The organism is Dactylosporangium fulvum (genome assembly GCF_025137375.1).
GTDB lineage: Bacteria > Actinomycetota > Actinomycetes > Mycobacteriales > Micromonosporaceae > Dactylosporangium > Dactylosporangium fulvum.
The window spans coordinates 1,685,489-1,711,060 of sequence record NZ_CP073720.1 but is presented as its reverse complement, the minus strand read 5'-3'; the positions used below and the strand labels follow the sequence as shown (position 1 = coordinate 1,711,060).

General features: G+C 70.5%; 24 protein-coding genes. 6 read left to right on the top strand and 18 right to left on the bottom strand.

Annotated elements, in window-relative coordinates; all coding sequences use genetic code 11:
- Positions 1-58 precede the first annotated feature (58 nt).
- On the top strand, positions 59-928 hold the full coding sequence (locus Dfulv_RS07965) for a LysR family transcriptional regulator (RefSeq protein ID WP_259861997.1): 870 nt from the start codon (positions 59-61) through the stop codon (positions 926-928).
- Position 929: 1 nt separating this feature from the next.
- Here the strand turns inward: Dfulv_RS07965 and Dfulv_RS07960 are convergent, their stop codons facing one another.
- On the bottom strand, positions 930-1,631 hold the full coding sequence (locus Dfulv_RS07960) for an SDR family oxidoreductase (RefSeq protein WP_259861996.1): 702 nt from the start codon (positions 1,629-1,631) through the stop codon (positions 930-932).
- Positions 1,632-1,734: 103 nt separating this feature from the next.
- Between Dfulv_RS07960 and Dfulv_RS07955 the strand changes: the two genes are divergently transcribed.
- Positions 1,735-2,553 carry a helix-turn-helix transcriptional regulator gene (locus Dfulv_RS07955; protein WP_259861995.1) on the top strand — a complete coding sequence of 273 codons (819 nt, stop codon included), beginning with the start codon at positions 1,735-1,737 and terminating at the stop codon, positions 2,551-2,553.
- Here Dfulv_RS07955 and Dfulv_RS07950 read toward each other — a convergent pair.
- From Dfulv_RS07950 to Dfulv_RS07925, 6 genes are all read right to left on the bottom strand, one after another.
- Complete coding sequence (locus tag Dfulv_RS07950; protein ID WP_259861994.1) at positions 2,484-3,023, bottom strand: hypothetical protein; 540 nt, start codon at positions 3,021-3,023, stop codon at positions 2,484-2,486. The genes Dfulv_RS07955 and Dfulv_RS07950 overlap by 70 nt on opposite strands.
- 83 nt (positions 3,024-3,106) lie before the next feature.
- Positions 3,107-3,946: a GNAT family N-acetyltransferase gene (locus Dfulv_RS07945; RefSeq protein WP_259861993.1), complete on the bottom strand. Its 840-nt coding sequence runs from the start codon at positions 3,944-3,946 to the stop codon at positions 3,107-3,109.
- Between the two features lie 50 nt (positions 3,947-3,996).
- Entirely contained in the window at positions 3,997-5,163 is a 1,167-nt protein-coding gene (ispG, locus tag Dfulv_RS07940; protein ID WP_259861992.1) for a flavodoxin-dependent (E)-4-hydroxy-3-methylbut-2-enyl-diphosphate synthase, read from the bottom strand.
- An 11-nt stretch (positions 5,164-5,174) separates the two neighbouring features.
- A complete protein-coding gene (locus tag Dfulv_RS07935; RefSeq protein WP_259861991.1) occupies positions 5,175-6,470 on the bottom strand; it encodes a M50 family metallopeptidase in 1,296 nt (431 codons plus the stop codon).
- Positions 6,470-7,672 carry a 1-deoxy-D-xylulose-5-phosphate reductoisomerase gene (gene dxr / locus Dfulv_RS07930; protein WP_259861990.1) on the bottom strand — a complete coding sequence of 401 codons (1,203 nt, stop codon included), beginning with the start codon at positions 7,670-7,672 and terminating at the stop codon, positions 6,470-6,472. The genes Dfulv_RS07935 and dxr overlap by 1 nt, the downstream gene beginning before the upstream one ends.
- Before the next feature lie 289 nt (positions 7,673-7,961).
- Complete coding sequence (locus Dfulv_RS07925) at positions 7,962-10,100, bottom strand: MMPL family transporter (RefSeq protein ID WP_259861989.1); 2,139 nt, start codon at positions 10,098-10,100, stop codon at positions 7,962-7,964.
- 82 nt (positions 10,101-10,182) lie between these two features.
- On the opposite strand from Dfulv_RS07925, the gene Dfulv_RS07920 reads away from it, so the two are divergent.
- A complete protein-coding gene (locus tag Dfulv_RS07920) occupies positions 10,183-10,926 on the top strand; it encodes a TetR/AcrR family transcriptional regulator (RefSeq protein WP_259861988.1) in 744 nt (247 codons plus the stop codon).
- A gap of 228 nt (positions 10,927-11,154) precedes the next feature.
- Here the strand turns inward: Dfulv_RS07920 and aspS are convergent, their stop codons facing one another.
- From aspS to Dfulv_RS07905, 3 genes are all read right to left on the bottom strand, one after another.
- Positions 11,155-12,366, bottom strand: a complete 1,212-nt coding sequence (aspS, locus tag Dfulv_RS07915; RefSeq protein WP_259861987.1) for an aspartate--tRNA(Asn) ligase — start codon at positions 12,364-12,366, stop codon at positions 11,155-11,157.
- Positions 12,367-12,664: 298 nt separating this feature from the next.
- Positions 12,665-13,402 carry a DUF2786 domain-containing protein gene (locus Dfulv_RS07910; RefSeq protein ID WP_259861986.1) on the bottom strand — a complete coding sequence of 246 codons (738 nt, stop codon included), beginning with the start codon at positions 13,400-13,402 and terminating at the stop codon, positions 12,665-12,667.
- 32 nt (positions 13,403-13,434) lie between these two features.
- The gene (locus Dfulv_RS07905; RefSeq protein WP_259867530.1) at positions 13,435-15,030 is read right to left on the bottom strand and encodes a Rieske 2Fe-2S domain-containing protein; all 1,596 of its coding nucleotides are present in this window, start codon (positions 15,028-15,030) and stop codon (positions 13,435-13,437) included.
- Between the two features lie 130 nt (positions 15,031-15,160).
- On the opposite strand from Dfulv_RS07905, the gene Dfulv_RS07900 reads away from it, so the two are divergent.
- The gene (locus tag Dfulv_RS07900; RefSeq protein WP_259861985.1) at positions 15,161-15,379 is read left to right on the top strand and encodes a DUF2631 domain-containing protein; all 219 of its coding nucleotides are present in this window, start codon (positions 15,161-15,163) and stop codon (positions 15,377-15,379) included.
- A gap of 316 nt (positions 15,380-15,695) precedes the next feature.
- Here the strand turns inward: Dfulv_RS07900 and Dfulv_RS07895 are convergent, their stop codons facing one another.
- The 8 genes from Dfulv_RS07895 to Dfulv_RS07860 all read right to left on the bottom strand — a co-directional run bounded on the left by Dfulv_RS07895 (position 15,696) and on the right by Dfulv_RS07860 (position 23,484).
- Positions 15,696-16,727: a DivIVA domain-containing protein gene (locus Dfulv_RS07895; protein WP_259867528.1), complete on the bottom strand. Its 1,032-nt coding sequence runs from the start codon at positions 16,725-16,727 to the stop codon at positions 15,696-15,698.
- 29 nt (positions 16,728-16,756) lie between these two features.
- Complete coding sequence (gene rlmN, locus Dfulv_RS07890) at positions 16,757-17,947, bottom strand: 23S rRNA (adenine(2503)-C(2))-methyltransferase RlmN (RefSeq protein WP_259861984.1); 1,191 nt, start codon at positions 17,945-17,947, stop codon at positions 16,757-16,759.
- 67 nt (positions 17,948-18,014) lie between these two features.
- On the bottom strand, positions 18,015-18,923 hold the full coding sequence (locus tag Dfulv_RS07885; RefSeq protein ID WP_406567944.1) for a phosphatidate cytidylyltransferase: 909 nt from the start codon (positions 18,921-18,923) through the stop codon (positions 18,015-18,017).
- 92 nt (positions 18,924-19,015) lie between these two features.
- Positions 19,016-19,573, bottom strand: a complete 558-nt coding sequence (gene frr / locus Dfulv_RS07880) for a ribosome recycling factor (protein ID WP_259861982.1) — start codon at positions 19,571-19,573, stop codon at positions 19,016-19,018.
- Positions 19,570-20,346 (bottom strand): UMP kinase, encoded by a 777-nt coding sequence (gene pyrH, locus Dfulv_RS07875; protein ID WP_259867526.1) that lies wholly within the window; start codon positions 20,344-20,346, stop codon positions 19,570-19,572. Before pyrH ends, frr begins: the two co-directional genes overlap by 4 nt.
- A gap of 135 nt (positions 20,347-20,481) precedes the next feature.
- Positions 20,482-21,309 (bottom strand): translation elongation factor Ts, encoded by an 828-nt coding sequence (tsf, locus tag Dfulv_RS07870; RefSeq protein WP_259861981.1) that lies wholly within the window; start codon positions 21,307-21,309, stop codon positions 20,482-20,484.
- A 22-nt stretch (positions 21,310-21,331) separates the two neighbouring features.
- A complete protein-coding gene (rpsB, locus tag Dfulv_RS07865) occupies positions 21,332-22,156 on the bottom strand; it encodes a 30S ribosomal protein S2 (RefSeq protein WP_259861980.1) in 825 nt (274 codons plus the stop codon).
- A gap of 1,070 nt (positions 22,157-23,226) precedes the next feature.
- The gene (locus Dfulv_RS07860) at positions 23,227-23,484 is read right to left on the bottom strand and encodes a hypothetical protein (protein WP_259861979.1); all 258 of its coding nucleotides are present in this window, start codon (positions 23,482-23,484) and stop codon (positions 23,227-23,229) included.
- Positions 23,485-23,554: 70 nt separating this feature from the next.
- Between Dfulv_RS07860 and Dfulv_RS07855 the strand changes: the two genes are divergently transcribed.
- Both Dfulv_RS07855 and Dfulv_RS07850 read left to right on the top strand, forming a co-directional pair.
- A complete protein-coding gene (locus Dfulv_RS07855; protein ID WP_259861978.1) occupies positions 23,555-23,890 on the top strand; it encodes a hypothetical protein in 336 nt (111 codons plus the stop codon).
- Positions 23,891-24,423: 533 nt separating this feature from the next.
- Positions 24,424-25,566: a pyridoxal phosphate-dependent aminotransferase gene (locus Dfulv_RS07850; RefSeq protein ID WP_259867521.1), complete on the top strand. Its 1,143-nt coding sequence runs from the start codon at positions 24,424-24,426 to the stop codon at positions 25,564-25,566.
- Positions 25,567-25,572 lie beyond the last annotated feature (6 nt).

Sequence of the window (25,572 nt, the reverse complement as noted above, 5' to 3'; positions counted from 1 at the left end):
GACGCGGCCCATCCAGAACTCCAAGAGCAGCTCATGATGAGATCTAGAATTGTCGCTTATGGAGCTGCATCAACTGATGTACTTCGTGACCGTCGCCGAAGAGGGCGGGTTCACCAGGGCGGCGAGCCGGCTCCACGTCGCGCAGCCGGGAGTGAGCGCGCAGGTGCGGCGGCTGGAGCGGGAGCTCGGCCAGGCGTTGTTCGACCGGTCCGGGAAGACCGTTCGGCTGACCGCCGCCGGGGAGGCCGTGCTGCCCTATGCGCGGGCCGCGCTCCAGGCCGTCGACGGGGTGCGGCAGGCGGTCGGGGAGCTCACCGGGCTCACCCGCGGCCGGGTCGCGATCGGCACCGTGACCTCGCACAACGTCGACCTGGCACGGATCCTCGCCGACTTCCACACGCGACACCCGGGCGTGGACGTCACGCTCGCCGAGGACTCCACCGACCGCCTCGTCGAGGGGCTGCGGGAAGGGCGTCACGACGTGGCCATCATCGCCTACGGGACGCTGCCCGAAGGGCTCGCCGCCCACGTTCTGGCCGACGAGGCGATCGACGCCGCCGTGTGGCTCGGCCACGAGCTGGCCGACCGCACGGAGATCCCGCTCGGCGCGCTGCGCGACCGCAAGCTCGTCTGCCTGCCGCGCGGCAGCGGCATCCGCGCGATCCTCGACGAGGCGTGTGCGGCGGCCGGGTTCGCGCCGAAGGTCTCGTTCGAGGCCGGCACGCCGTCGGTGCTCGGCGACCTCGCGGCGCTGCGGCTGGGCGTCGCGATCCTGCCGTCTTCGATCGCCCGCAAGCGCGCCGATCTGCACCCGCTGCGGATCACCCGGCCCGCCCTGCGCGGGCGGCTGGGGCTGGCCTGGCGGCTCGCCGGCCCGACCAGCCCCGCCGCGTCCGCGTGGCTCGCGCACGCCCGCGGCTACCTGTGAGTCACCAGGCGACGGGCCCGTCCTCGGCGAAGAAGCCGCCGGTCGGGCCGTCGGCGGGCAGCGTGGCCAGCCGCACCGCCGCGATCGCACCCTGCGCCGGCGTGCGCGGCCCCGAGTGGTGGTTGAGGTCGGTCGCGCAGTAGCCGGGATCGGCGGCGTTCACCTTGATGGGAGTACCGCGGAGCTCGTTCGCATACGAAACGGTGACCGCGTTGAGCGCCGTCTTGGAGGAGTTGTACGCCAGGAGCGGGTTCTGGGCGTAGACGTGCGACGGGTCGGTGGTGAAGGCGAGCGAGCCGAGCCCGCTGCTGAGGTTGACGATACGCGCCGCCTCCGCGCGGCGCAGCGCCGGCAGCAGCGCGTTGGTGACGGCCACGACGCCGAAGACGTTGACCTCGAACGTCTCCCGCAGCATGTCCACGGGCGTGGCGCTCGGCGGCGCCCCGCGCTCGAGCAGGATGCCGGCGTTGTTGACGAGCACGTCGAGCCGGTCGACGGTGGCGGCCAGCGCGGCGATCGACGCCGGGTCCGTCACGTCGAGGTGGACGGCGGTGCCGCCGAGTTCCGCGGCCGCCTCCTTTCCGCGGATGGGGTCGCGAGCGCCGATGAGCACGGTCATGCCGTGGTCCGCGATGAGTGCCCGGGCGATCTCGAACCCGATGCCCTTGTTGGCCCCCGTGACGAGGGCGATCCGGTTGGTCATGCCGTCAACCGTCGGCCGTCGCGGCGGAACGCGGGAGAGACGTGCCGAACATCGGATCGGCGGTCCCTGGTTCGCGGCGCCGGGATCCCGCAGCATGAAGGGCATGAACCGGGGGCAGCTGGCGGAGTTCCTGAAGGGCCGCCGGGCGCGTGTGCGCCCGGCCGACGTCGGGCTGCCCGCCGGGCCGCGGCGCCGGACGCCCGGCCTGCGCCGCGAGGAGGTCGCCCGGCTGGCCGGCATCTCCGTCGACTACTACGCCCGGCTGGAGCAGGGCCGCGGGCCCCGGCCGTCGCGCCAGGTCCTCGCGGCGCTGGGCCGGGCGCTGCGCCTCTTCGACGACGAGCGGACCTACCTGTTCCAGCTCGCCGGCGAGCAGCCCGGCCCGCCGGCCGGACCGAGCCAGACGGTGTCGGCGGGCATCCGGCACCTGCTGGAGCGGCTCGACGACACCCCGGCGTTTGTCATCGACGCGAAGTACGAGCTGCTGGCCTGGAACCGGATGGCGGTCCGGCTCATGGGCGACCCGGACGCCCACGGTCGGAACCTCATCTGGAACGCGTTCTGCGGGCCGTTCCCGCTCGACGCGGCGTCGCCGCCGGAATCACAGACGTTCGCCGACGAGTGCGTGGCCGACCTTCGGGCTGCCTCGGCGCGCTACCCGTCGGATCCGGGCATCCAGGACCTGATCGCCCGGCTCACCGAGCACAGCCCGGAGTTCGTGCGGCGGTGGAACGAGCACCGGGTCTGCGTGCGCCGGACGACGACCAAAACGTTGCACCACCCGCACTTCGGCGAGCTGGTGCTCGAGTGCCAGGTGCTGCACGCCGACGAGCAGGGGCAGCGGGTGGTGTTCTACACGGCCGCGCCGGGCTCGCCCACGGCGTCGGTGTTGTGCGGCCTGCGCGAGGCCGTGGTGGCGTAGGCCGACGCCGGCGTCGACTCGCGGGCGAGGCTGCCGCTGAGCAGGCCGGCCTGCCGGGCCAGCGCTGCGACGACGGCCGGCACGACGGGCAGCAGCCAGTCGGCGACGACACCGCGGGCCGGCAGGTGCACGATCACCAGGCCGGCGAAGGCGGCGACACCACCACCGACCAGTCCCCGCCAGGCGGCTCGCCCGGAGACCTCGGCCGCTTCACGGCGGCCCTTGGCCTGCGCGGCGGCGTCGAGGGCCCGCAGGTCACGCCGGCCCAGGTTGAAGCCGAGGACCCCGGTCGTCGCGGCCGGTCCGAGGACGGTCGCGGCGAGCATGCTACGGGTGAGGAGGTAGGCCAGGCCGAACACGCAGGCGCCCATCCCGACGGCGAGGAGGGCGCGCAGCCACTCCTTCTTGTCCCCCGGGTACCAGTAGTACCGGGTCGTGTTGGGCGAAATCTGCCGGACTATCTGGCCCATGGGGAGCATCCCCTCCGTCGGCTCAAGCGGGGTTCCCCGTGATCATCCGCCATGGCCGGGCGATTTGTCGGGAAATCGCGGCCTTAGAAGAGGACTGTGGCGAATGTGCCCACCTGCTGGAACCCGCACCGTTCGTACACCCGACGGGCAGGTGTGTTGTAGTCGTTGACATACAGGCTGACCGATGGCGCGACCCGACGCAACGCGTCTCGGACGACCGCGGCGATGCCGCCCCGGGCGATGCCCTGCCCGCGCCACTCGGGTGCGGTCCAGACGCCCTGGATCTGGGCGGTGTGGCGGGTGACGACGGCGAGCTCGGCCTTGAAGACGACCCGGCCGTCGATGATCCGCGCGTACGCCCGGCGGGCGCGCACCAGCTCGCCGACCCGTTCCCGATACAACCGCTCGCCACCGTCGGCGATCGGCGAGACCCCGACCTCTTCGGTGTACATCGCGACCGCCGCCGGGAAGAGCACGTCGACCTCGTCGGGCCGGACCAGCCGCACCGCCGGGTCGGCCGGGACCGACGCCGGGTTGGAGGTCGCCATGAGTGGCTGGTCGGGCCGCACGTCGCGGGACGACCCCCAGCTCGGGGCGAGCCGGTCCCAGAGTCCGAGGACGGCGTCGGCGGAGCCGACGATCGACGAGCAACCCCGCGGCTCATTGCCGATCATCTCGGCGAACGCGGCCACCGCCGCCGGCGTGGCGTGGACCGGGATCAGGTTGGCGCCGAGCCAGCAGAGCGACTCCAGGTGGCGGCGCGACCCATAGCCGAAGATCCGGGCGTCCTGGCGCCACCAGGCGAGCCCGGCCATCGAGATGCGCTCGGCCACCTGTGCCCCGCCGTACGGGTCCTGGTCGAGCAGTCGCTCGACCGAACCGCGCTCCGCGTCACCGAGGAGCCGCGCTGCCACCGTGAGCATGCGTACCAGCCTGCCAGATCAACCGGGATGTGGCTGTACATACCCTCGCGTCAGTGAACCGTCACCGACGGGCCGAGGCCGCGGAGCTCTTCCGGAAGGTCGACGCCCATCTCATCGGCGAGGCGCAGCGCCTCCTCGACGAGCGTCTCGACGATCTGCGACTCGGGCACGGTCTTGATGACCTCACCCTTGACGAAGATCTGGCCCTTGCCGTTGCCTGAGGCGACACCGAGATCGGCCTCACGGGCCTCACCCGGGCCGTTGACGACGCAGCCCATGACCGCGACCCGCAACGGCGCCGGGAAGCCCTCGAGCGCCGCGGTGACCTGGTCGGCCAGCGTGTAGACGTCAACCTGGGCCCGGCCGCACGACGGGCAGGACACGATCTCCAGGCCCCGCTCCCGCAGCCCGAGGGACTCGAGGATCGCCTGGCCGACCTTGATCTCCTCGACCGGTGGGGCGGACAGCGACACCCGGATCGTGTCACCGATGCCCTCGGCGAGCAGCGCGCCGAAGGCGACCGCCGACTTGATCGTGCCCTGGAACGCCGGGCCCGCCTCGGTGACGCCGAGGTGCAACGGGTAGTCGCACCGCTCGGCCAACTGGCGGTACGCCCGGATCATCACGACCGGGTCGTTGTGCTTCACGGAGATCTTGATGTCGCGGAAGCCGTGCTCCTCGAACAGCGAGCACTCCCACAGCGCCGACTCCACGAGCGCCTCGGCGGTCGCCTTGCCGTGCTTCTCCAGCAGCCGCTTGTCGAGCGAGCCGGCGTTGACGCCGATGCGGATCGGCACCCCGGCGGCCGAGGCCGCGGAGGCGATCTCCTTGACCTTGTCGTCGAACTGCCGGATGTTGCCCGGGTTGACCCGCACCGCGGCGCAGCCGGCGTCGATGGCCGCGAAAACGTACTTGGGCTGGAAGTGGATGTCGGCGATCACCGGGATCTGCGACTTCTTCGCGATCGCCGGCAGCGCCTCGACGTCGTCCTGGCTCGGCACCGCGACCCGCACGATCTGGCAGCCGGACGCCGTGAGCGCGGCGATCTGCTGCAACGTGGCGTTGACGTCGGCGGTGAGGGTGGTCGTCATCGACTGCACCGAGACCGGCGCGCCGCCTCCGACCGGCACGGGGCCGACCATGATCTGACGGGACTTCCGGCGCGGCGCCAACGGCGGCGGCGGCGCGGTGGGCAGGCCGAGGCTGACAGCGGTCATGGAGTGCGCCCCTACTTGAGCGTGATCGGATTGACGAAGTCGGCGGTCACCGTCAGCAGGACGAAGACGCCGAGGACACCTATCACCGCAAGTGTGATCGGCGCCAGCTTGTAGTAGTCCACCCGACCCGGGTCAGGACGGCCACGCTTCGCCGCGATCCACGAGCGGACCCGCTCGAACCAGGCGATCGCGATGTGGCCGCCGTCCATCGGCAGCAGCGGGAACAGGTTGAAGATGCCGAAGAACAGGTTGAGGGTGGCGAACAGCGACAGCAGCGACGCCCAGTCGCCCAGTTCGAACAGCTCGCCGCCGATCCGGCTGGCGCCCACGACACTGACCGGTGTCTCCGGGTCGCGCTGCTCGCCGAGGATCGCGTTGAACAGGTTCGGGATCTTCTCCGGGATGTCCTTGAACGAGGCGAACGTGCGCTCGACCAGGTTGCCGGTGACGATGAACGTCTGGCCGACGCCGTCGACAGGTCCGTAGCTGTGGGTCGGCAGGTCGGAGTAGCGGAGGTCCACGTTGATGCCGAGGAGACCGCCGCGCTCCAGGTCGGCGGCGGTGATCTCGTCGGCCGGCTTCTGGACGCCGGTCTTGACCCGCTCCGCCTCCGGGATGGTCGCGTTCCCGCTGAGCGTCTGGTCGCCGCGCTTGTACTGCACCTCGACCGTCTTGCCGACCGCCGTCTTCAGCACGTCACGCAGGGTCTGGTTGCCCGTGATCTGGGCACCGTCCACGGCGAGGATGACGTCACCGGGCTGGAGGCCGAGCTGGGCCGCGGGACTCTTCGGGTCGGTCGCGGGGTCGCACGCCTTCTGGGCGCCGGTCTTCGAGTCGTAGGCATACGTCGGGCTGATGCACTCGGCAACCGCGCCGACCCGCACCGGGAGCTGGTTGATCTTGGTGATGTCGGGCACGCCGACGAACGAGAACAGGACCCACAACGTGACCAGCGCGAGCGCGAAGTGCGTGATCGACCCGGCCGACATCACGATCGTGCGCTTCCAGACCGGGTAGCGCCACATCGCCCGCGGATGCTCGGAGGCGGGCTTGCCCGTCTCCGGGTCGACGTCGTCTTCCTGCTGCGTCATGCCGGTGATCTTCACGAAGGCACCGAACGGCAGGGCCTTGAGTCCGTATTCGACGCCTTTGCGGTTGAACGCGAAGATCGTCGGACCGAAGCCGATGAAGAAGCGGGTGACCTTCATCCCGAACGCACGCGCCGACCACATGTGACCGGCCTCGTGAAGTGCCACGGCGACGAGAATGCCGACGGCAAACAGGACGATCCCCAACGCGAACTCCATCAGGCCCCTCTCTGGTTCGCGATGATCTCGCGCGCATAGGCCCGCGCCCAGGATTCGGCGGCGAGCACGTCATCGACGGTACCTGGTTCGGCGAAATCCGGTGCCTCGGTGAGCACCCGCTCGAGCGTCTCCACGATCCCCAGGAATGGAAGATCACCGTCTGTGAACGCGGCCACACACTCCTCGTTGGCCGCGTTGTAGATCGCCGGGCGGCATCGGCCCGCCGCACCGGCCGCCTTCGCCAGCGCCACCGCCGGGAACGCCTCCTCGTCCAACGGCCGCAGCTCCCACGTGTGGGCCTTGGTCCAGTCGACGCCGGGCGCCGCGTCCGGCACCCGATCGGGCCACCCCAACGCGAGCGCGATCGGCAGCCGCATGTCGGGTGGGCTGCACTGCGCGAGCGTGGACCCGTCGACGAACTCGACCAGCGAGTGGATCACCGACTGCGGGTGCACCATGACCTGGATGTCCCGGTACGGAATGTCGAACAGCTCGTGCGTCTCGATGACCTCGAGCCCCTTGTTGACCAAGGTCGCACTGTTGATCGTGACGACCGGCCCCATGTCCCAGGTGGGGTGTGCGAGCGCTTCCTGCGGCGTGACGTTCCTGAGCTCGTCGCGTGTGCGCCCCCGGAACGCCCCGCCGGACGCGGTCAGCACCAGCCGCCGCACCTCCCCGCGCGTTCCGCCCCGCAGCCCCTGCGCGAGCGCCGAGTGTTCACTGTCGACGGGGACGATCTGCCCCGGCTTCGCGACCGCGCGGACCAGCGGCCCGCCGGCGACCAGCGATTCCTTGTTGGCCAGCGCGAGGATCCGCCCGGCGCGCAGCGCGGCGAGCGTCGGCGCCAGCCCGAGCGACCCGACCACCCCGTTGAGCACCGTGTCACACGGCCACTCGGCGAGCTCGGTCATGGCGTTGGGCCCGGCGAGGATCTTGGGCAGCCGGAAGTCCCCGGTGGCCCACCCCTTGGCCTTGGCCTCGGCGTAGAACGCAAGCTGAAGGTCCTGAGCGACACTGGCGCGGGCCACTCCGACGACGTCGACCCCGAGTTCCAGGGCCTGCCGGGCGAGCAACGCGACGTTGCCGCCACCGGCCCCGATCGCGACCACCCGGAAACGGTCGGGATTCCGCCGGACAATGTCGATGGCCTGCGTACCGATCGACCCGGTCGAGCCGAGCAGGACGATGTCGCGGGGGATCACGTCCCCTATTGTCTCAGGCACCCCGAAGCCCTTCGGCCGCAGGCGCCGAACCTCCACTCCTTTCCCCCACGACCACCGGATACTCCCACCGGCAGTCGACGACGGCCGACCGACGGAGGTGAGGACAGGGTGAGACGGGTATGGATGGGCCAAGGCGGACGCAGGCGCGGCGGCCGCAGCGCGAACGACGGGCGGCGGTCGGCGGAACGGCACACGCAGCACACGGCGCGAGCCGGCCCCGGAACAGCCGCATTCCGGCGGAGTGGTCGATCCCCCGAGGCCGACCGGGCTAGACGCCGGCGGTGATCCGGGCCGGGGAATCGGGGGTGAGGTCGGATTCCTTGATGCCGAAGCGGCGGTATAGGCGGGCCAGCGGGCCGGGAGCCCACCAGTTTGCCCGGCCGAGCAGGCGCATCGTCGCCGGCACCAGCAGCGCGCGGACGATCGTGGCGTCGACCAGGATGGCGACCACCATGCCGACGCCGAGCATCTTGATGAACGAGATGCCGCCCGTGGCGAACCCGCCGACGACGATCACCAGCAGCAGCGCCGCCGACGTGATGATCCCGCCGGTCCGCTCCAGCCCGGCGACCACGGCGCTCGTGTTGTCGCCCGTGCGGTCCCACTCCTCGCGCACCCGCGACAGCAGGAACACCTCGTAGTCCGTGGACAGGCCGAACAGGATCGCCAGCATGAGAATCAGCTGGCTCGCCTCCAGGTCGCCGGTCGAGGTGAACCTCAGCAGCCCCGAAAGGTGCCCGTCCTGGAACACCCAGACCACCGCCCCGAACGAGGCGCCGATCGACACGAGGTTCATGAACACGGCCTTGAGGGGCAGCAGCACCGAGCCGAACGCGAGGAAGAGCAGCACGATCGTGCTCAACCCGGCGAGCAGCGCCATGCGCGGCAGTCCGTCGGCGAGGCTGTCGAGCATGTCCGCCACCCCCGGCGCCGCACCGTCCACGAGCAGTTCGCTCCCCGGCTGCCGCAACTCGCGTAGCTGCCTGGCGAGCTCACGCGCCGCCTCGTCGCTGCCGTTGCCGGTGAACGTGACCGTCAGCAGGGTGGAGTCACCCTGGGCGGCCGCCACCTCGGTGCCGGTGACCCGCGGGAGCTGCCCGATCCGCGCCGCCACGTCGGCCACCGCGCCCTGGCCTCCCCCACTGACCAGCACCTGCATCGATGACGTGCCCCCGCCGGGGAATTCGGCGGCGAGCACCTCGTTGACCACCCGGCTCTCCGTGCCGGCCGGCAGGACCCGCTCGTCCGCCGCACCGAACTGCGCCCGGCTGAACGGTGACGCGAGCACCCCGAGCACCACCAGCGTGCCGGCGATGACCCAGACCGGGCGCCGCATGACGGCTCGGGCGATGGCGCCCCACCGGCTCCGCACGGTCACCGGCATCGGCAGCCGCCACGCGTTGACCCGGTGCCCGAGCACGGCCAGCAGCGCCGGCAGGACGGTCAGGGCGGCGAGCATCGCGACCAGCACGGCGGCCATGCCGCCGAAGCCCATCGACCGCAGGAAGACCTGTGGGAAGACCAGCAGGCTGGCGAGGGCGAGCGCAACCGTCAGGCCGGACACGGCGACCGTGCGGCCGGCGGTGGTCATGGTCCGGCGGGTCGCCTCGGGCACCGCCCGGCCCGCGGCCAACTCCTCACGGAACCGGCTGACCACGAACAGCGAGTAGTCGATGGCCATGCCGAGCCCGATCATCGTGATGATGTTGATCGCGAAGACCGACACGTCGGTGGCGTAGGTGAGCAGCCGGGTCGCGACGAACGCGCCCAGGACCGCGATGACACCCACGAGCAGCGGCAAGAGCGCCGCGATGACACCGCGGAACACGAACAGCAGCAGGATCAGCAGCACCGGCATGGACAGCGTCTCGGCCCGCACGATGTCCTGCTCGACCCGCTCGCTGACGTCGGCGAAGATCGCGGTCGGGCCGCCGATCCGCGTGGTCAGGCCGGTCGCCTGGAGGTCGGGCTCGATCGCGTGGAGCAGCTCGGCGTCCTGCTGGCCCGTGAGCTGCACCGCGACATACGTCGCGCGCCGGTCCCCGGACACGAACGCGGGGCTCTGCGTGTCGTAGAACGAGAACGCCTTGACCACCTCGGAGCGGCCCTTGAGACGGCTCAGGACCTGGCCGACCGCATCCCGGAACCCGGCGTCGTCCACGGTGCGGTCGGGCGAGGAGTAGAGCGCGAGGACGTCGACCGACTGGCGGCCGACCTCGGCCTCGATCCGCGCCCGGGCGGCGGCGGACGGGCTGCCGGGGTCGTCGAAGCCCCCGCTGGTCATCCTGGCGAACACGCCGGTGCCCCAGAGAACTCCCGCGAGCACAAGCGCCGCGCCGCCCGCGATGACGAGCCATCGGGCACGGACGACGACGTTCCCCCACCACGCGAACACGGGCTTCCCCACTTAAGATAAGTATCCGATGCTCACTTGAGTTAACATTGTTTACTTTGTCATCGCCATTCACTGCCGTCAAGGATGCCCTCGGTTGACCACCCAGCCGCCCACCCGCCGCCAACGCGTCCGCGCCGCCACGCTGGACGAGATCCACCAGGTCGCCCGCCGACTGCTGGTCCAGGACACGATCGCCGGCGTCACCCTGCGCGCCATCGCCCGCGAGATGGGCATGACCCCCGCGGCGCTCTACAGGTACTTCCCCAGTCTCGAATCCCTCCTGGCGAGCCTGTGCGAGCGGTTCTACGACGAGTGCCGCACCGAGATCGAGCGGGCCCGCGACGAGACGGGCCCCGACGACCCCGGTGCCCGCCTGTATGCGATGTGCCGCACGTTCCGGGCATGGTCGGTCACGCATCCGGCCGAGTTCAACCTGATGTTCGCGAGCCCACTGCCCACGACGAACCTCACATCGGGCGTGCACGGCGCGGGACTCCGGTTCGCGCTCTCGTTCGCCGACATGTTCGGCGAACTGTGGCAGCACTCGCCGTTTCCGGTGCCGGACGAAACCGGCCTCGACCCGCGACTGGCCGAGCAACTGCACGGATTCGTCGACGAGCTGCGCGCGCAGGGAGCACGGCCGGTCGACCTGCCGATCGGCGCGGCCCACTTGTACCTCTCCTGCTGGATACGCATGTACGGCATCGTGGCCCTCGAGGTCTACGGCCACCTCGGCTTCGCGCTGAGCGACGTGGGCCCGATGTTCGACGCCGAGATGGACTCGGCCGCCGAGCTGCTCGGCCTCGACCCGGCCCGGTACCGTAACCATCCTTTGTAGACAGAAAGTCGGAAGCGGTCGTTCCAGCTCTCCGGAACGACCGCTGCCGTCAAGGTGTCATTCGCTACCGCAGTTGACGACCAACAGCGGTGCGAGCTGAGCCGATGCGACGCGCAGCGGCCCGCCGGCCGCCGCGCGCCCATCCGTCATCGCGGTGAATCCCAGACGCCATCCCCGTTAGTACGCATGTACCAATTATAGATCTTCACTGCATGCCGGGCAATCGAATTACGGCGCGAGCCGGTGCAGGTCACGCGGGAAGAGCGTCGTCTCGCGGACGTTCGCCGCGCCGGTCAACCGCGCCATGAACCGCTCCAGCCCGATCGCGAACCCGCCGTGCGGCGGCATCCCGTGGCGGAACGCCGCGAGGTACGACGCATACGCCTCCGGCTGCTCGCCGCGGGCGGTCAGCGCGGCGACGTAGTCCTCGTACCGGTGCAGGCGCTGCCCGCCGGTGACCAGCTCCATCCCGCGGAAGATCAGGTCGAACGACCGCTCCGGATACGTGTAGAAGGGCCGCTTCACCATCGGATACCCCTCCACGTAGACGAAGTCGGACCCGTGCTCCCGCAGTGCCCACGCCCCGATCGCACGCTCGTGCTCCGGCGCCAGGTCCGGCTCGTCCGGCGCGGCACCGGCGATCTCCAGCGCCTCGCCGAAGTGCAGCACCGGCACCGTCCCGGGCAGCCGCACACCCTCGGCCCCGGTGGCCCGCACCATCGACCGGAGCACCGCCGTCAGCACCTCCATCACGTCGCGATGGTCGGCGATGAACCCGAGCTCGGCGTCGAGGGACGTATACGCCGCCAGGTGCCGCGACGTGTCGTGCGGCTCGGCCCGGAACACCGGCCCCACCTCGTAGACCCGCTCGAACACGCCGACCATCGTCTGCTTGTAGAACTGCGGGGACTGGGCGAGATACGCGGGCCGGCCGAAGTAGTCGATGGCGAACACGTTGGCGCCGGACTCGGTCGCGGTGCCGACGATCTTCGGCGTGAAGACCTCCGTGAACCCGAGCTCGTCGAGCGTCGACCGGAAGGCCCGCACCGCCGCCGACGACGCCGCGAAGACCTCGCGCCGGGAGGGGTGCCGCAGCGTGACGGGCGCGTGGTCGAGCAGCGCGGGCAACGAGGCGCCCAGCGCGGGCCGGAACAGCTCCACCGGCGGGGGCTCGGCCTGCGACAACACCGTGATCGACGGCGACACCAGCTCGACCCCGCCGGGCGCGACCGCGTTGGCGGCGACCCGCCCGGTCACCTCGACCACCGTCTCCTCCGGCGGCAGCTCGGCCGACGGGCACACCACCTGGGCGAGCCCGCGGCGGTCGCGCAGCACGAGGAACGCGACCTTGGACAGGACCCGCCGGCGATGGACCCAGCCGGCGAGCCGGACGGTCTCACCCGTATGGGCCGCGAGCTGGTCGGACAGTATGCGTTGCATGTGCACCTCCTGGGGAATCCGCTCCCCGGAGGTGTGGGCGATGGGGCCGGTCGCGGTGCCACCACACCTTCACCGCGGCAGGCCGCCGCGGCCTCTCGGCCTCGATGACGGAAGGCCAGACCGGCGGGGCTATCGGCGGTCGTCACTCGCCACCCCGCTGCTGGACAAAGCATAGGCGGGTTTTCCGGATGACCGCGACGGGAATTCGAGCAGGCATGAGCAGCACCGACAGGTGCCGGAGACCGGGTGCCGGTCGACCAGCAACTCGGCCAGGACCCGGACACCGACCCGCAGGCGATCACCCGGGAGCAGGTCGAGAACGCCCCCCGCTGACGGCGTGCCGCTCGGCCGCGGCCACCCGCGCACCGCCCAGGTCGGCCCGCCGCCCCGCCTCCTTGCCGGCCGCGAATCCCCCGCCGGTGAGCCGCCGCGCCCGGCCTCGGGTGAGCAGTGGATATTGCTCCTCGACGGCCCGGTCGACCGCCTGCTGCCGATCGGCGAGGACGAGCGCCACCCCCGGCGCCCGCGCCTCCTCGTGCTCCCGGCTGCGCCGGTCGGCCTCGGCGAAGCGGTGCGCCACCGCCGAGGCGAACCCGACCAGCCACGACCGGCGCCACGCCGCGACCTGCTCCCCCGGCGGCACCTGCTCGGCGAGCAGCCCGCGGGCCGCCTGCACCAGCAGGGAGGCGAACAGCAGCTCGACCCCGGCGATGTCGGCCTCGAACCCGAACAGGTGCATCGAGATGCTCAGGCCGTCGGGGCCGCGCCGCTCCAGCCGGATCGACCGGCAGCGCAGCGACCCGGCCACGACGTGCAGCAGGTGCGCCTTTTCCCGCAGATAGGGCGCCTGGAGCTCGAGCTGGCGGTTGCCCACCGTCTGTGGCCGGCCGGCGGCCTCGGCCGCCGCCAGGACCGCCTGATCGATGCCGTATTTGGCGATCAGCTCAGCCGCCTTGGCGGTGAGCGCCTCCGCCTCCTCCCGGGTGCACGCCGGATCTTCGGCCTTGGCCAGCAACTTGCGGACTTTGTCGAGCATCAGGGCCCCCCATCGCACTGTTGCCGGGGACGCTAGCCCTGCCCTACGACACTTTCCGCCGCTGCCGCGCCGGTGTCACCGTCGGGTGCCGACGCGCCTGCTCTGCGTGACCGAAGCTCATGGCCGACGCTCGTGAGGCAGCGTCCGCTCGACAGGTCGAACTTCCAACCGTGGAGCTGGCAGGTCAGCGTGTTGCCGTCGATGATGCCGAACCGGGTCAGGTCGGCCTTGAGGTGCGGGCAGCGCCGCTGCACGATCCAGTCGCCGAGCTTGATGTCCTCGGCGTCGGGCTTCTGCTGGTCGAACCAGCCCTCCGCGTACTGCAGGCGCTCTTCCGACAGGCACTTGAAGAACGAGTAGACGAACTCGTTGTACTGCCCGATCCGCGCCGCGGAGAACCGGCAGGAAAGGAACAGCGAGTTGACCCAGTCGACCTCTTCGATGAAGAGCAGGTGCTCGATGAGGGCGCGCTCGGTGCGGAACCGGTAGCGCACCTTCTCGTCGGCGTAATGCCGCACCTGCTTGCCGGGAAAGTCGACGACGATCGACTCGACGGACTCGCCGTCGTAGCCGACCAGATCAAAACGCACCGGGCCGCCGACGCCCTTCGCGAGATACACCGACTCGTCGAGCAGCGGCTCGATCCGCCGCTTCATCTCCTTCAGCAGGTCGATCTCGGGGTGCCGCCAGGACGCCTTGGCGGCCTCGATGATCGGCCGCTTCCGCTCGCGCATCTCCTCGAGGTGCTCCCGCTTGTGCGCGAAAAAATCCTCGAGGCTGTCGACCGGGTGCGTCGTTTCGGCGCCGTCGGCGGAAAGCGACATCACCGAGCCGGGCAGCAGGACGATCGAGTTGGTGCCGCCGACCTTCGCGTACTCCTGCTGGAACACCCACTGGTCGGGGAAGATATTTCCTTCGTCACCGAAGATGTCGTTGAACTGCCAGAGCTCGTCGTCGAGGAAGCACGGCGGCCCGGCGATCGGCACCACGTGGGAGGCCTTCAGATCGTTGATGTACCGGAACGTGCGGTCGAACTGCCGGTCGCGCTTCTGCTTGCCGAAAGCGCGCTTGGCGGACTCGGGCAGCTCGTACACCATCGGATACCAGATCGCGCCGGAGAACTGCAGCAGATGGGCGTGCACGTGCCCGAGCGCGTTGAATGTCGTCAGGTCCGTCGGGCGGGCGTCGTTCTGGTTGAGGATACGAATCCCGTCGTATTCGACCCACAGCGACGAGTCGCCGATCGGCCCGTCCGTCGGTGACGTCAGCGCCTGGATCATGATCTTCAGGCCGCCGTCGAGCTCGTGGACCTGGTCCGACTTCGTCTCGAGGAACTTCGTGAAACCGAGCCCGGTCAGCTCGTCACGCATCTCGCTCGTCGGAAACTCCGGCAGCAGCACCGTCGCCTTCTTCGAGACGAACCGCTTGAGGTGCTCGGCGTCGAAATGGTCCCGGTGCAGATGCGACACGTAAAGGTAGTCGCAATCGCCGAGCGCCTCCCAGTCGAGCTGGGAATTGTCGGGAAACGGGAACCACGACGCGAAATACGCTGGATTGACCCACGGGTCGCACAGAATGCTGCCGGCGGCCGTGTCGATCCGCAGGCTCGCGTGGCCGGTCCCGGTGATACGCACCGCGTTCCTCCTTGATCTGGTACGTGTGGCGCCGATCCCGACGCTACCCGACCGACCCGCAGCCGTCGGTTCCGGTGCCGCATGCCAGACTTGTGGAAGACCGTCAGCAGTGAAAGGACACACCGTGGCCGAGCACGAGCCAGTGACCTCCCCCGACCAGCACAAGCCGGGACACCCGCGCGCGGCCCGCTTCGGTGCGGCCGTCACGGTGCTGCTGCTGCTGAGCATGCTGATCGGCAACCACGAGGGCCGCGTCGAGGACATCTGGTTGATCGCCGGCGCCGCCGTGCTGCTGCTGGCCCTGGTCGGCGACTGGGTCCTGCGCCGCAACGGCCTGCGCTGACCCGGATTCCCACAGCCGAATCACCGTCGGCGCCTGGTCCGGCCCGACATGGGCGAGCGTCCAGGCCTGACGGCCTCCCTGCCGTCGCATCGCCACACACGTTGATCTTGCAACTGCGGCGCCACGACACTCCTACTTTGTCCGGATTCGCCAGGCATCACAACTGCAAGATCATCGCATGAGGGGATGCGCTGGCCACGCGTCCGTCGCACGGGACACGAGCATGATCACACCAGCCTGCGGGAGACCCGGGTCGGAGCGGCAGCCGGCGCGCCCGGTTGGCGTCGGGCGCGCCGTGAACCGGGGTGACGCGGGCCTAGCGGCGGCGCGTCACGATGTCGCGGACCTCCTTGAGGGCCGCGTCGACCTCGGCCTCGAAGTAGCCGCCGGGGACCAGGTTGAAGTGCGACGGGTCGAGGTCGCCGTCGGTCAGCGGGCCGCCGCGACCTGAGAGCGACGCCATGACGCCCTCGAAGAGACGGTCGACCTGAGCCCGGTCGTAACCGCTGCCGAACCGGCGCAACTGGAACGTCCGACGGAGCTGGTCGATGCGGGCCACCTCGGACGACTGGTGCTGGACCGGCGCGCCATACGGGTCGCCGCCACCCGGGGCACCATACGGGTCGCCGCCAGCCGGGGCACCATACGGGTCGGGGCCGGGACCAGGGCCATACGGGTCGCGGTCCGGGCCGGGGCCGCCGCCGTAGGTGACCGGCTCGGGCCGGTCGCGGTCCATCCGGATCTCGGCGGTCATGTCGCCGCGCGGCTGGCGGGGCGCCGGGTCGTAGCCGCGGTCGTCGTCGAACGCGCCGCCGTAGGTGGGCTCGTCATAGCGACCGTACGCCGGGTCGCGCGGCGGCGGGCCGGGCGGCGCCGGGGTCGGGCGGGTCGGCATCGGGGGCGCCGGGACGACGGGAGGTGCCATGCGCTCCATCGGAGGCGGACCCATCCGGTCGGGAGCCATGCGGTCCATGGGCGGCGGTCCCATTCGGTCGACCGGGGGCGGACCCATGCGGTCGACGGGCGGCGGACCCATACGGTCGGCGGGGGGCGGTGCCATACGCTCCGGCATGCGCTCGGGAGCCATGCGCATCTCACCGCTGGTGCGGGGGTCAAGGGCCCGGCCGAACCCACCGCCGCCGCGCTCCTCGAGCTCGGCCAGCTGGCGCTCGACACGGTCAAGGTGCAGGTCGACCTGCCACTCGTCGTAGCCACCGAAGCGGACTCGGAAGACCACGTCGTGGACCTCCTGAGCGCTCACCGGCGCGCCCATAGGGTCTCCGGAGAGCGTTGCTTCCACCCGGTCGAGGAACGTGTCGACCTCGTCGACCTTGTATCCCCGACGCATCGCACGGCGCCGGAACCGCTGACCCTGACTCACTGTGTCTCCTCGTTCGCTCGCCGCGCTAGCAAGCCGTCTTGACGCTCTCCCACCTTGCCACCCGAAGAGGCGGCAAGCTGCCCGCAGGCTCCGTCAATCTCCCGACCGCGAGTATCACGGACCGTAGTCGCGACACCAGCAGCCCGGAGGCGTCGGACGAACTCCCGCTCAACCGGCTTAGGACTAGCGTCCCACTTGCTGCCCGGTGTCGGATTGAGCGGGATGAGATTGACATGCGCGAGACGGCCGGACAAGAGCCGACCGAGCAAATCCGCCCGCCACGGATGGTCGTTCACATCCCGGATCATTGCGTATTCAATGGACACCCGCCGGCCGGTGCGAGCCGCATACTCAAACGCGGCATCCAGCACTTCGGCGACCTTCCAACGTTGGTTGACCGGCACGAGCGTGTCGCGCAGATCATCATCAGGTGCGTGCAGCGACAGCGCAAGCGTCACCGACAGCCCCTCCTGCGTCAACCGGCGGATGGCCGGGACCAGCCCGACGGTGGACACCGTGATGTGCCGCTGCGACAGGCCCAGACCCTCGGGGGCGGGCTCGGTCAAGCGGCGGACGGCGGCGATCACCCGGTTGTAGTTGGCCAGGGGCTCGCCCATGCCCATGAAGACGACGCGGGACAGCCGGTCGGGGCAACCGGGCAGCGCGCCGCGGGCGGCCTGGCCGGCGAACCACACGACCTGGTCCACGATCTCCGCGGTCGACAGGTTGCGGGTCAGCCCGGCCTGGCCGGTCGCGCAGAACGGGCACGCCATCCCGCACCCGGCCTGACTCGACACGCACACCGTCACACGATCTGGATATCCCATCAGGACGCTCTCAACGAGGGAGCCGTCGTGAAGGCGCCACAAGGTCTTCCGGGTGGTGCCGTTGTCGGTCGCCAACTCCCGCACGGGGTGTAGCAGTGGCGGCAGGAGCGCCTCGGTGATCGCGGCCCGGCTGCGCGCCGGAAGGTCGGTCATCTCGGCGGGGTCGCGGATGAGGCGTCCGAAGTAGTGCGCCGACACCTGCCCGGCACGGAATGCCTGCTCACCGAGCTCGGCCACGGCAGCGCGGCGGCCGGCGAGATCAAGGTCGGCCAGGTGGCGCGGGGGCAACGACGCTCGCCGGCCGTCACTCGTGGTGCCGGTCGCGGTGGATGAGAGGTTCAGTACGGGAAGTTGTGTCATGACGGATCCAGTGTCCCATGCCGAGTCGCGTGACCTACAAGACCGCTCGTGAGAGCGTCACGCTGAGCTACGACGGGGGCACCAGGAAGGCCAGAACGGCGTATGCGGTCGGCAGGGCGAGCAGGATCGAGTCAAGCCGGTCCATGAGCCCTCCGTGCCCGGGCAGCAGATTGCTCATGTCCTTGACGCCGAGATCGCGCTTGATCATCGACTCGCCGAGGTCACCCAGCACCGAGGCGATCGAAACCGCCGCACCGAAGACCGCACCGTGCCACCAGACCGCGTCGGGCAGCAGCAACGGCAGGGCCACCGCGCTGCCGGCGGCGGTCCACACGACCGAGCCACCGAAGCCCTCCCACGACTTGGCCGGGCTGATGGACGGCGCCATCTTGTGCCTGCCGAGGAACACGCCGGTGACGTAGCCGCCGGTGTCCGACAGCACCACCGCGAGGATCGTGACCAGCACGCGGACGCTGCCGTCGGCGGCCGGATACGCCAGGAGCGCGGCGAACGAGCCCAGGAACGGCACGTACACGGCGATCAACGCACCGGCGGTGACGTCACGCTGGTAGTGCTGCACCCCGCCGGCGAACCGCCAGACGAAGAGCAGGAGCAGTGTGCCCAGCAGCCCGAGGGGCAGGACGTCGGCGCCGCCGAACCAGGCCAGGCCGACCATCGCGGGCCCGCCGATGAGCAGCGGCACCAGCGGCGGCCGGGCCTTCTGCACGCTGACGGCGCGGACCATCTCCCACGCGCCGACCATCACGGCGACGACGACCAGCCCGAGAAAGAGCCACCTGTCGAAGAAGAACAGCGAGACCAGGACGGCCCCGCCGAGCCCGACCCCCACCCCGATGGCGGCGGGCAGGTTGCGGCCGGCCCGGCTCTTCCGCTTCGCCGGCTCCGGGGACGGCTGAGCGTCGGATGCCGGCACAGCGGGTACCACTTCCAGGATCGGGTTTTCGGCTCTTTCCACCAGACCAGCAGACGCCTCGGGCGCGGCAACGTCCTGCCGCGCCCGGGTCGACGGGTCTCCGGGGGCCCGGTGTGCTCGGTCGAGGTGGGCCATCAGACCTCGAGCAGCTCGGCTTCCTTGTGCTTGAGCAACTCGTCGACCTGCACCACGAACTTGTGCGTCAGGTCGTCGAGCTCCTTCTCGGCGCGACGGCCCTCGTCCTCGCCGACCTCGCCGTCCTTGACGAGGCGGTCGAGCTCTTCCTTGCCCTTGCGTCGGACGTTGCGGATGGCCACCCGCGAGTCCTCGGCCTTGTGGCGGGCAACCTTGATCATCTCCCGGCGCCGCTCCTCGGTCATCTGCGGCAACAGGATACGGATCTGGGTGCCCTCGTTGTTGGGGTTTACTCCGAGGTCGGAGTCGCGGATCGCCCTCTCCATCGCCCCGATCTGCGAGGCGTCATAGGGCTTGATGAGCGCCATGCGCGGCTCGGGGATCGCGATCGAGGACATCTGCGGCAGCGGGGTAGGCGTGCCGTAGTAGTCAACCATCACCTTGCCGAACATCGCCGGGGTGGCGCGGCCGGTACGGATGACCGCGAACTCCTCCTTGGCGTGCTCGATCGCGCGCTCCATCTTCTCTTCGGCCTCGAAGAGCGTCTCTTCGATCACGTGGTCTGTCCTCCTCGGTCCGGGATGGGCTCGGCGGTGATGAGCGTGCCGATCCTCTCACCAATCAACGCGCGAGCGACGTTGTCCTCCCCCTCCGCGCCGAAGACCAACATCGGCAGCGCATTTTCCTGGCAGAGGCTGAAGGCCGTCTGGTCCACCACCCGCAGGCCCTGCATCAGCGCCTCGGCGAAGGTCAGGCTGTCGAGCTTCCGCGCGGTCGGGTCGGTGCGGGGATCGGCGGTGTACACACCGTCGACCCCGTTCTTGCTCATCAGCACCGTGTGGGCGTGGATCTCCAGCGCCCGCTGCGCCGCCACGGTGTCGGTCGAGAAGTACGGCATGCCGGCGCCCGCACCGAAGATGACCACACGGCCCTTCTCCAGGTGGCGGATCGCCCGACGCGGGATATACGGCTCGGCGACCTGAGCCATACTGATCGCGCTCTGCACCCGCGTGTCGATGCCTTCCTTCTCCAGGAAGTCCTGCAGCGCCAGGCAGTTCATGACGGTGCCGAGCATGCCCATGTAGTCGGCGCGGGCACGATCCATGCCCGCGCGGGACAGTTCGGCGCCCCGGAAGAAGTTGCCGCCGCCGACGACAACGGCGACCTGCACACCGCGGCGGACCACGGCGGCGATCTGGCGGGCCATGTGCCGGACCACGTTGGGGTCGACACCGACGGCGCCGCCGCCGAACACCTCACCGGAGAGCTTCAGGACGACACGCCGTGTCCCGATCGGGGTCGGCGCCAGGGCCTGCCTTGACGCTTCCATGGCGGTGTTCGTCATCTAGGGCACCTTTCGAGCGGTCGGACTCTACTGACATGTACGACGAGGGGGTCGCGGCCTCCAACATGTGGACACCGTGACCCCCTCTGCACGATCGCTACCGTTCTCGGCTGCGTCGGATCAGGCCTGGCCGACCTCGAAGTGCACGAAGCGCGTCACCTCGATGCCGGCTTCGGCCAGCACCTGCTTGACGGTCTTCTTGTTGTCACTCACGGACGGCTGCTCGGTCAGGACGAAGTCCTTGAAGAAGCCGTTGACCCGACCCTCGACGATCTTGGGAAGGGCGGCCTCGGGCTTGCCCTCCTCGCGGGCGGTCTCCTCGGCGATGCGACGCTCCGACGCGACGATCTCGGCCGGCACGTCGTCGCGGGTGAGGTACTTCGGGCGCATCGCGGCGATCTGCATCGCGACGCCACGCGCGTCGGCGATGGCGGCCTCGTCGTTCTTGCCGGTGAACTCGACCGCGACGCCGACCTGCGGCGGGAGGTCGGGGCTCTTGCGGTGCATGTAGACGGCGACGGACTCGCCCAGCACCGCGATGCGGTTGACGACGAGCTTCTCGCCGATGCGCGCCGACTCGGTCTGGATCAGCTCGGCGACGGTGCTGTCGCCGAGCTTGGAGCCGAGCAGCGTCTCCACGTCGGCGGGCTTGGTCTCGTCGATGTGCTCGGCGAGCTTCTGGCCCAGCTCGATGAACGCCTCGTTCTTGGCGACGAAGTCGGTCTCGCAGTTGATCTCGACGAGGCCCGAGCCGTGGTGCGCCACCAGGCCGTTGGCGGTCGTGCGCCCGGCACGCTTGCCGACGTCCTTCGCACCCTTGATGCGCAGCAACTCGACGGCCTTGTCGAAGTCGCCCTCAGCCTCTTCGAGCGCCTTCTTGCAGTCCATCATGCCGGAGCCGGTCAGTTCGCGGAGTCGCTTGACATCCGCGGCGGTGAAGTTGGCCATGATTCTCTCTCGCTCTTCGGGGTTACGCCTGGGTGGTGTCGGCGGCGGGAGCGGCATCAGCGGGCTTGGCACCCTCGAGCAACTCACGCTCCCACTCGGCGAGCGGCTCGTCACCGGCCACGACGCCCGGCTCGGGCTTCTGGTCGGCACGGGTGGCGCGTCCGGACCGGGCGATGAGGCCGTCGGCCACCGCGTCGGCGACCACGCGGGTCAGCAGCGCGGCAGAACGGATGGCGTCGTCGTTGCCGGGGATCGGGAAGTCGACCTCGTCCGGGTCGCAGTTGGTGTCGAGCACGGCGATCACCGGGATGCCCAGCTTGCGGGCCTCGTCAACCGCGATGTGCTCCTTCTTGGTGTCAACGACCCAGATCGCCGACGGCAGCTTCTGCATGTCACGGAGACCACCGAGCGTGCGGCTCAGCTTGGTCTGCTCGCGCGACAGCTGCAGGGTCTCCTTCTTGGTGTACCCCTGCGCGGTGCCGGTGAGGTCGAGCGACTCGAGTTCCTTCATGCGCTGGAGCCGCTTGTAGACGGTCTGGAAGTTGGTGAGCATGCCGCCCAACCAGCGGTGGTTGACATACGGCTGGCCGACACGGGTCGCCTGCTCGGCGATCGCCTCCTGCGCCTGCTTCTTCGTGCCCACGAACAGCACCGAGCCACCCTCGGCGACGGTGTTGCGGATGTAGTCGTAGGCCTTCTCGATGTAGTCGAGCGTCTGGCGCAGGTCGATGATGTAGATGCCGTTGCGCTCGGTGAAGATGAAGCGCTTCATCTTCGGGTTCCAGCGGCGGGTCTGGTGCCCGAAGTGCACGCCGCTTTCCAGCAGCTGACGCATGGTCACAGTCATGTTGATGGATCCCTTCGATCCTGGTTGTCACGGCGGGCCGGTCGGTCCGCCGTCCTGGCGCCTGGTCGTCGGCCGTCTCACCCGAGTGCAGACTGCTGCTGATCGGGACCAGGGCGGCCGCCGCCCTTGCTCGCCCGGCGCGAAGGATTTGCGGCGGACTGTGGGAGGGCGCGCGAGGTCGACCGCGCAGGCGCGGTCGCCGGTGGAAAGTGTACGCGCAGTCGGAGGGAGGGCTGGAATCCCCCCGGCAGAGCCGAAAGATGGTCCGGTTTCACCGTATTTGTCAGGACGAACCATCACCACAGCGAGTGACATCACAACGGCGCCACTGAGGGCAGCGAGAACGGGTCCCAGGGCCGGCGCCGTCAAGGGCGAAGCGCCACGACGGCGGACCTCAACCGGCGACCGATGCCATCCCGCTGCCACCGGGGGCCGGCCGGTGCGGTGTGCCTGCGGGTAAACCGGGCCCACGCCGCCCTGCCCGGGTCGCACCGGTTGGACCGCAGCGGCCGACGCTCGGTGGGGTGCTCGGCAGGCTGCTGGCGGGCCGGTGCAGCGCTGCGTGAGCGGGTGTCATGGCCACCGGCCCCGACACGGCAGCCCGCACGCCGGGCCATCACCCGCGGCACACGCGGCGGCCACCGCGCCGACCCGTGCCAGCGCACGCCAGCGCACGGTGCGGGCCCACCATGCCGGCCCAGAGCGGCTCACGCCGGCGCACGGCGGCCACGGACAGCCCACCCGCAGCCCACGCCCACGGCGGCGCACGTCGGGCTGCCCCATCGGTCGGCGCGGCGGGTCGGCGGGCCCGGCTGGCCTGAACAGGGGCGGCCGAGCAGGGGCGGCCGAGCAGGGGCGGCCGAGCAGGGGCGGCCGAGCAGGGGCGGCCGAGCAGGGGCGGCCGAGCAGGGGCGGCCGAGCAGGGGCGGCCGAGCAGGGGCGGCCGAGCAGGGGCGGCCGAGCAGGGGCGGCCGAGCAGGGGCGGCCTGAACAGGGGCGGCCACTGCGGTGAGACAGTGGCGCCGCCCGCGACGTGGCTCACGAAGCGGGCGGCGCCAGAAACAACGAGGTCAGGACGACAGCGCGGCAGCGATGAACAGCAGAAGCGCCACCGGCAGATACGCGAGCGGCGTCCGCAACCACGCCCGCCCGCCCGATGCCGCGGCGGCGGCGCCGCCGATCAGGCCATACAGGCCCAGGGCGAACATCGGCAGGCCAAGGATCATGAAGATGCTGGCCAGCGTCCCCGCCGCTTCGATCCTGTCGGCGGTCATCGCGGTCAGGAACAGCCGCAGAACCGGCACCTCGAACAGGATCGTCAGCAGCACGAGGACGATGGCGAGTCCGGGCCGCTTGCTCCGGTACACAGCGCCACCGGGCTCCGCGACCGGCGGCGGAATGGCCGCGGTCAACGTCGTCGGCGCCGCGAACACGCTCGGCCCACCGGCCGCCTGCGGGTCGTACGGCGCGCCCAGCGGCGGCGCGGCCTGCATCGGCGCCGACATGGGCGCCCCGGACATCGGCGCACCCGACATCGGCGCACCCGACATCGGCGCGGCGGACATGGGAGCCGCCGACACCGGAGCCCCGGACGACGGCGCGGGCGCGGCCGGCTGGGTCACCGCGGCCGGCCCGCCAGAGGTCGGCCGGTGCAGAGAGCTGCGGTCGATGGCCTCCGACCGCCGCGACCGGCTCACCGACTCACCCGACATTTCGCCGCTGTCCGCCCCGTAGCCGCCGTCGCCCCCGTACTGCTCCGGGCGGCCCAGCGGCCCGGAGAACTGGCCGCTCGGGCTGTCGCCGTAGTCCAACGGGTCGTTGCTGTATCCCCGGCCGCCGCGCGGCTCGGGCACTCGGTAGCTATCGCGTTCGTCGGCATACCGGGTCGGCGTGTATCCCCGGCCGGCCCGGTCATCGCCGTATCCCCGGTCGTCGCCATATCCGCGGTCGTCGCCATATCCGCGGTCGTCACCGTAACCGCGGTCGTCACGGCCCCGGTCGTCACGGGGCGGTTCGTCCCGGGCACGGTCGTCATATCCACGGTCGTCCGGATACCAGCGGGGTTCGGCATCCGGGTCCGGCGGGAAATTCCGGCGTCCATCCACGGTCCGTCACGGTAGGCCCTCGGCAAGATCCCCGCCACCCGGCAAAAGGTCCCTGTAATTTGCGTCGCTGCCCCGCACCCCGGCTGCCGGGATCCGATCCCCGGGGTTCACCCGCATACTCTGTGGGTGACTGACGCACCGAGTGATCCGCTCGTCGCCCGCATGCGCCCGTTCGGCACGACCATCTTCGCGGAGATGTCGGCCCTTGCCGTGCGCACCGGCTCGGTCAACCTCGGCCAGGGCTTTCCGGACACCGACGGCCCGGCCGCGATGCTCGACGCTGCGGCGGCGGCCATTCGCGGAGGACGCAACCAGTACCCGCCGGGGCCCGGCGTCCCCGAGCTCCGCGCGGCCGTGTCCGCCCATCAGAAGGCCTTCTGGGGCCTCGACTACGACCCCGACGGCGAGATCCTGGTGACCGCCGGCGCGACCGAAGCGATCGCCGCCACCATCCTGGCCCTGTGCGAGCCCGGCGACGAGGTCGTCTGCTTCGAGCCCTACTACGACTCCTACGCGGCCTCGATCGCTCTCGCCGGAGCGGTCCGCCGGCCGGTGACGCTGCGGGTCGTCGACGGTCGCTACGCCTTCGACCCGGCCGAGCTGCGGGCGGCGTTCGGCCCGCGCACCCGTCTCGTGCTGCTCAACTCGCCCCACAACCCGACCGGCAAGGTCTTCACCGCCGAGGAGCTCGCGCAGGTCGCGGCCCTGTGTGAGGAGTTCGACGCCTACGCCGTCACCGACGAGGTCTACGAGCACCTCGTCTTCGCCGACGCCGCGGCTCCGCACGTGCCGCTCGCCGGCCTCCCCGGCATGTGGGACCGGACCGTGCAGATCTCGTCGGCGGGCAAGACCTTCTCCTGCACCGGCTGGAAGATCGGCTGGGCCTGCGCTCCCCGCCCGCTGGTGTCGGCGGTGACCCGCGTCAAGCAGTTCCTCACCTATGTCAACGCCGGCCCGCTCCAGCCGGCCGTGGCGGTGGCGCTGGACTCGCCACCGTCGTACTACGAACAGTTCCGCGACGACCTGCAACGCAAACGCGACCGCCTGTGCGAGGGCCTGACCGAGGCCGGCTTCGCGGTGCTGCGGCCGGAGGGCACCTACTTCGTCACGGCCGACATCACACCCCTGGGCGGGACCGACGGCGTCGAATTCTGCCTCGCCCTGCCGGAGCGCTGCGGTGTCGTGGCCGTTCCCACGCAGGTGTTCTACGACGACGTCGACGCCGGCCGCCGGCTCGTCCGCTTCGCCTTCTGCAAGCGCGACGAGATCCTGGACGAAGCCGTCGCCCGCCTGCGGCGGCTGTGAGCGGCT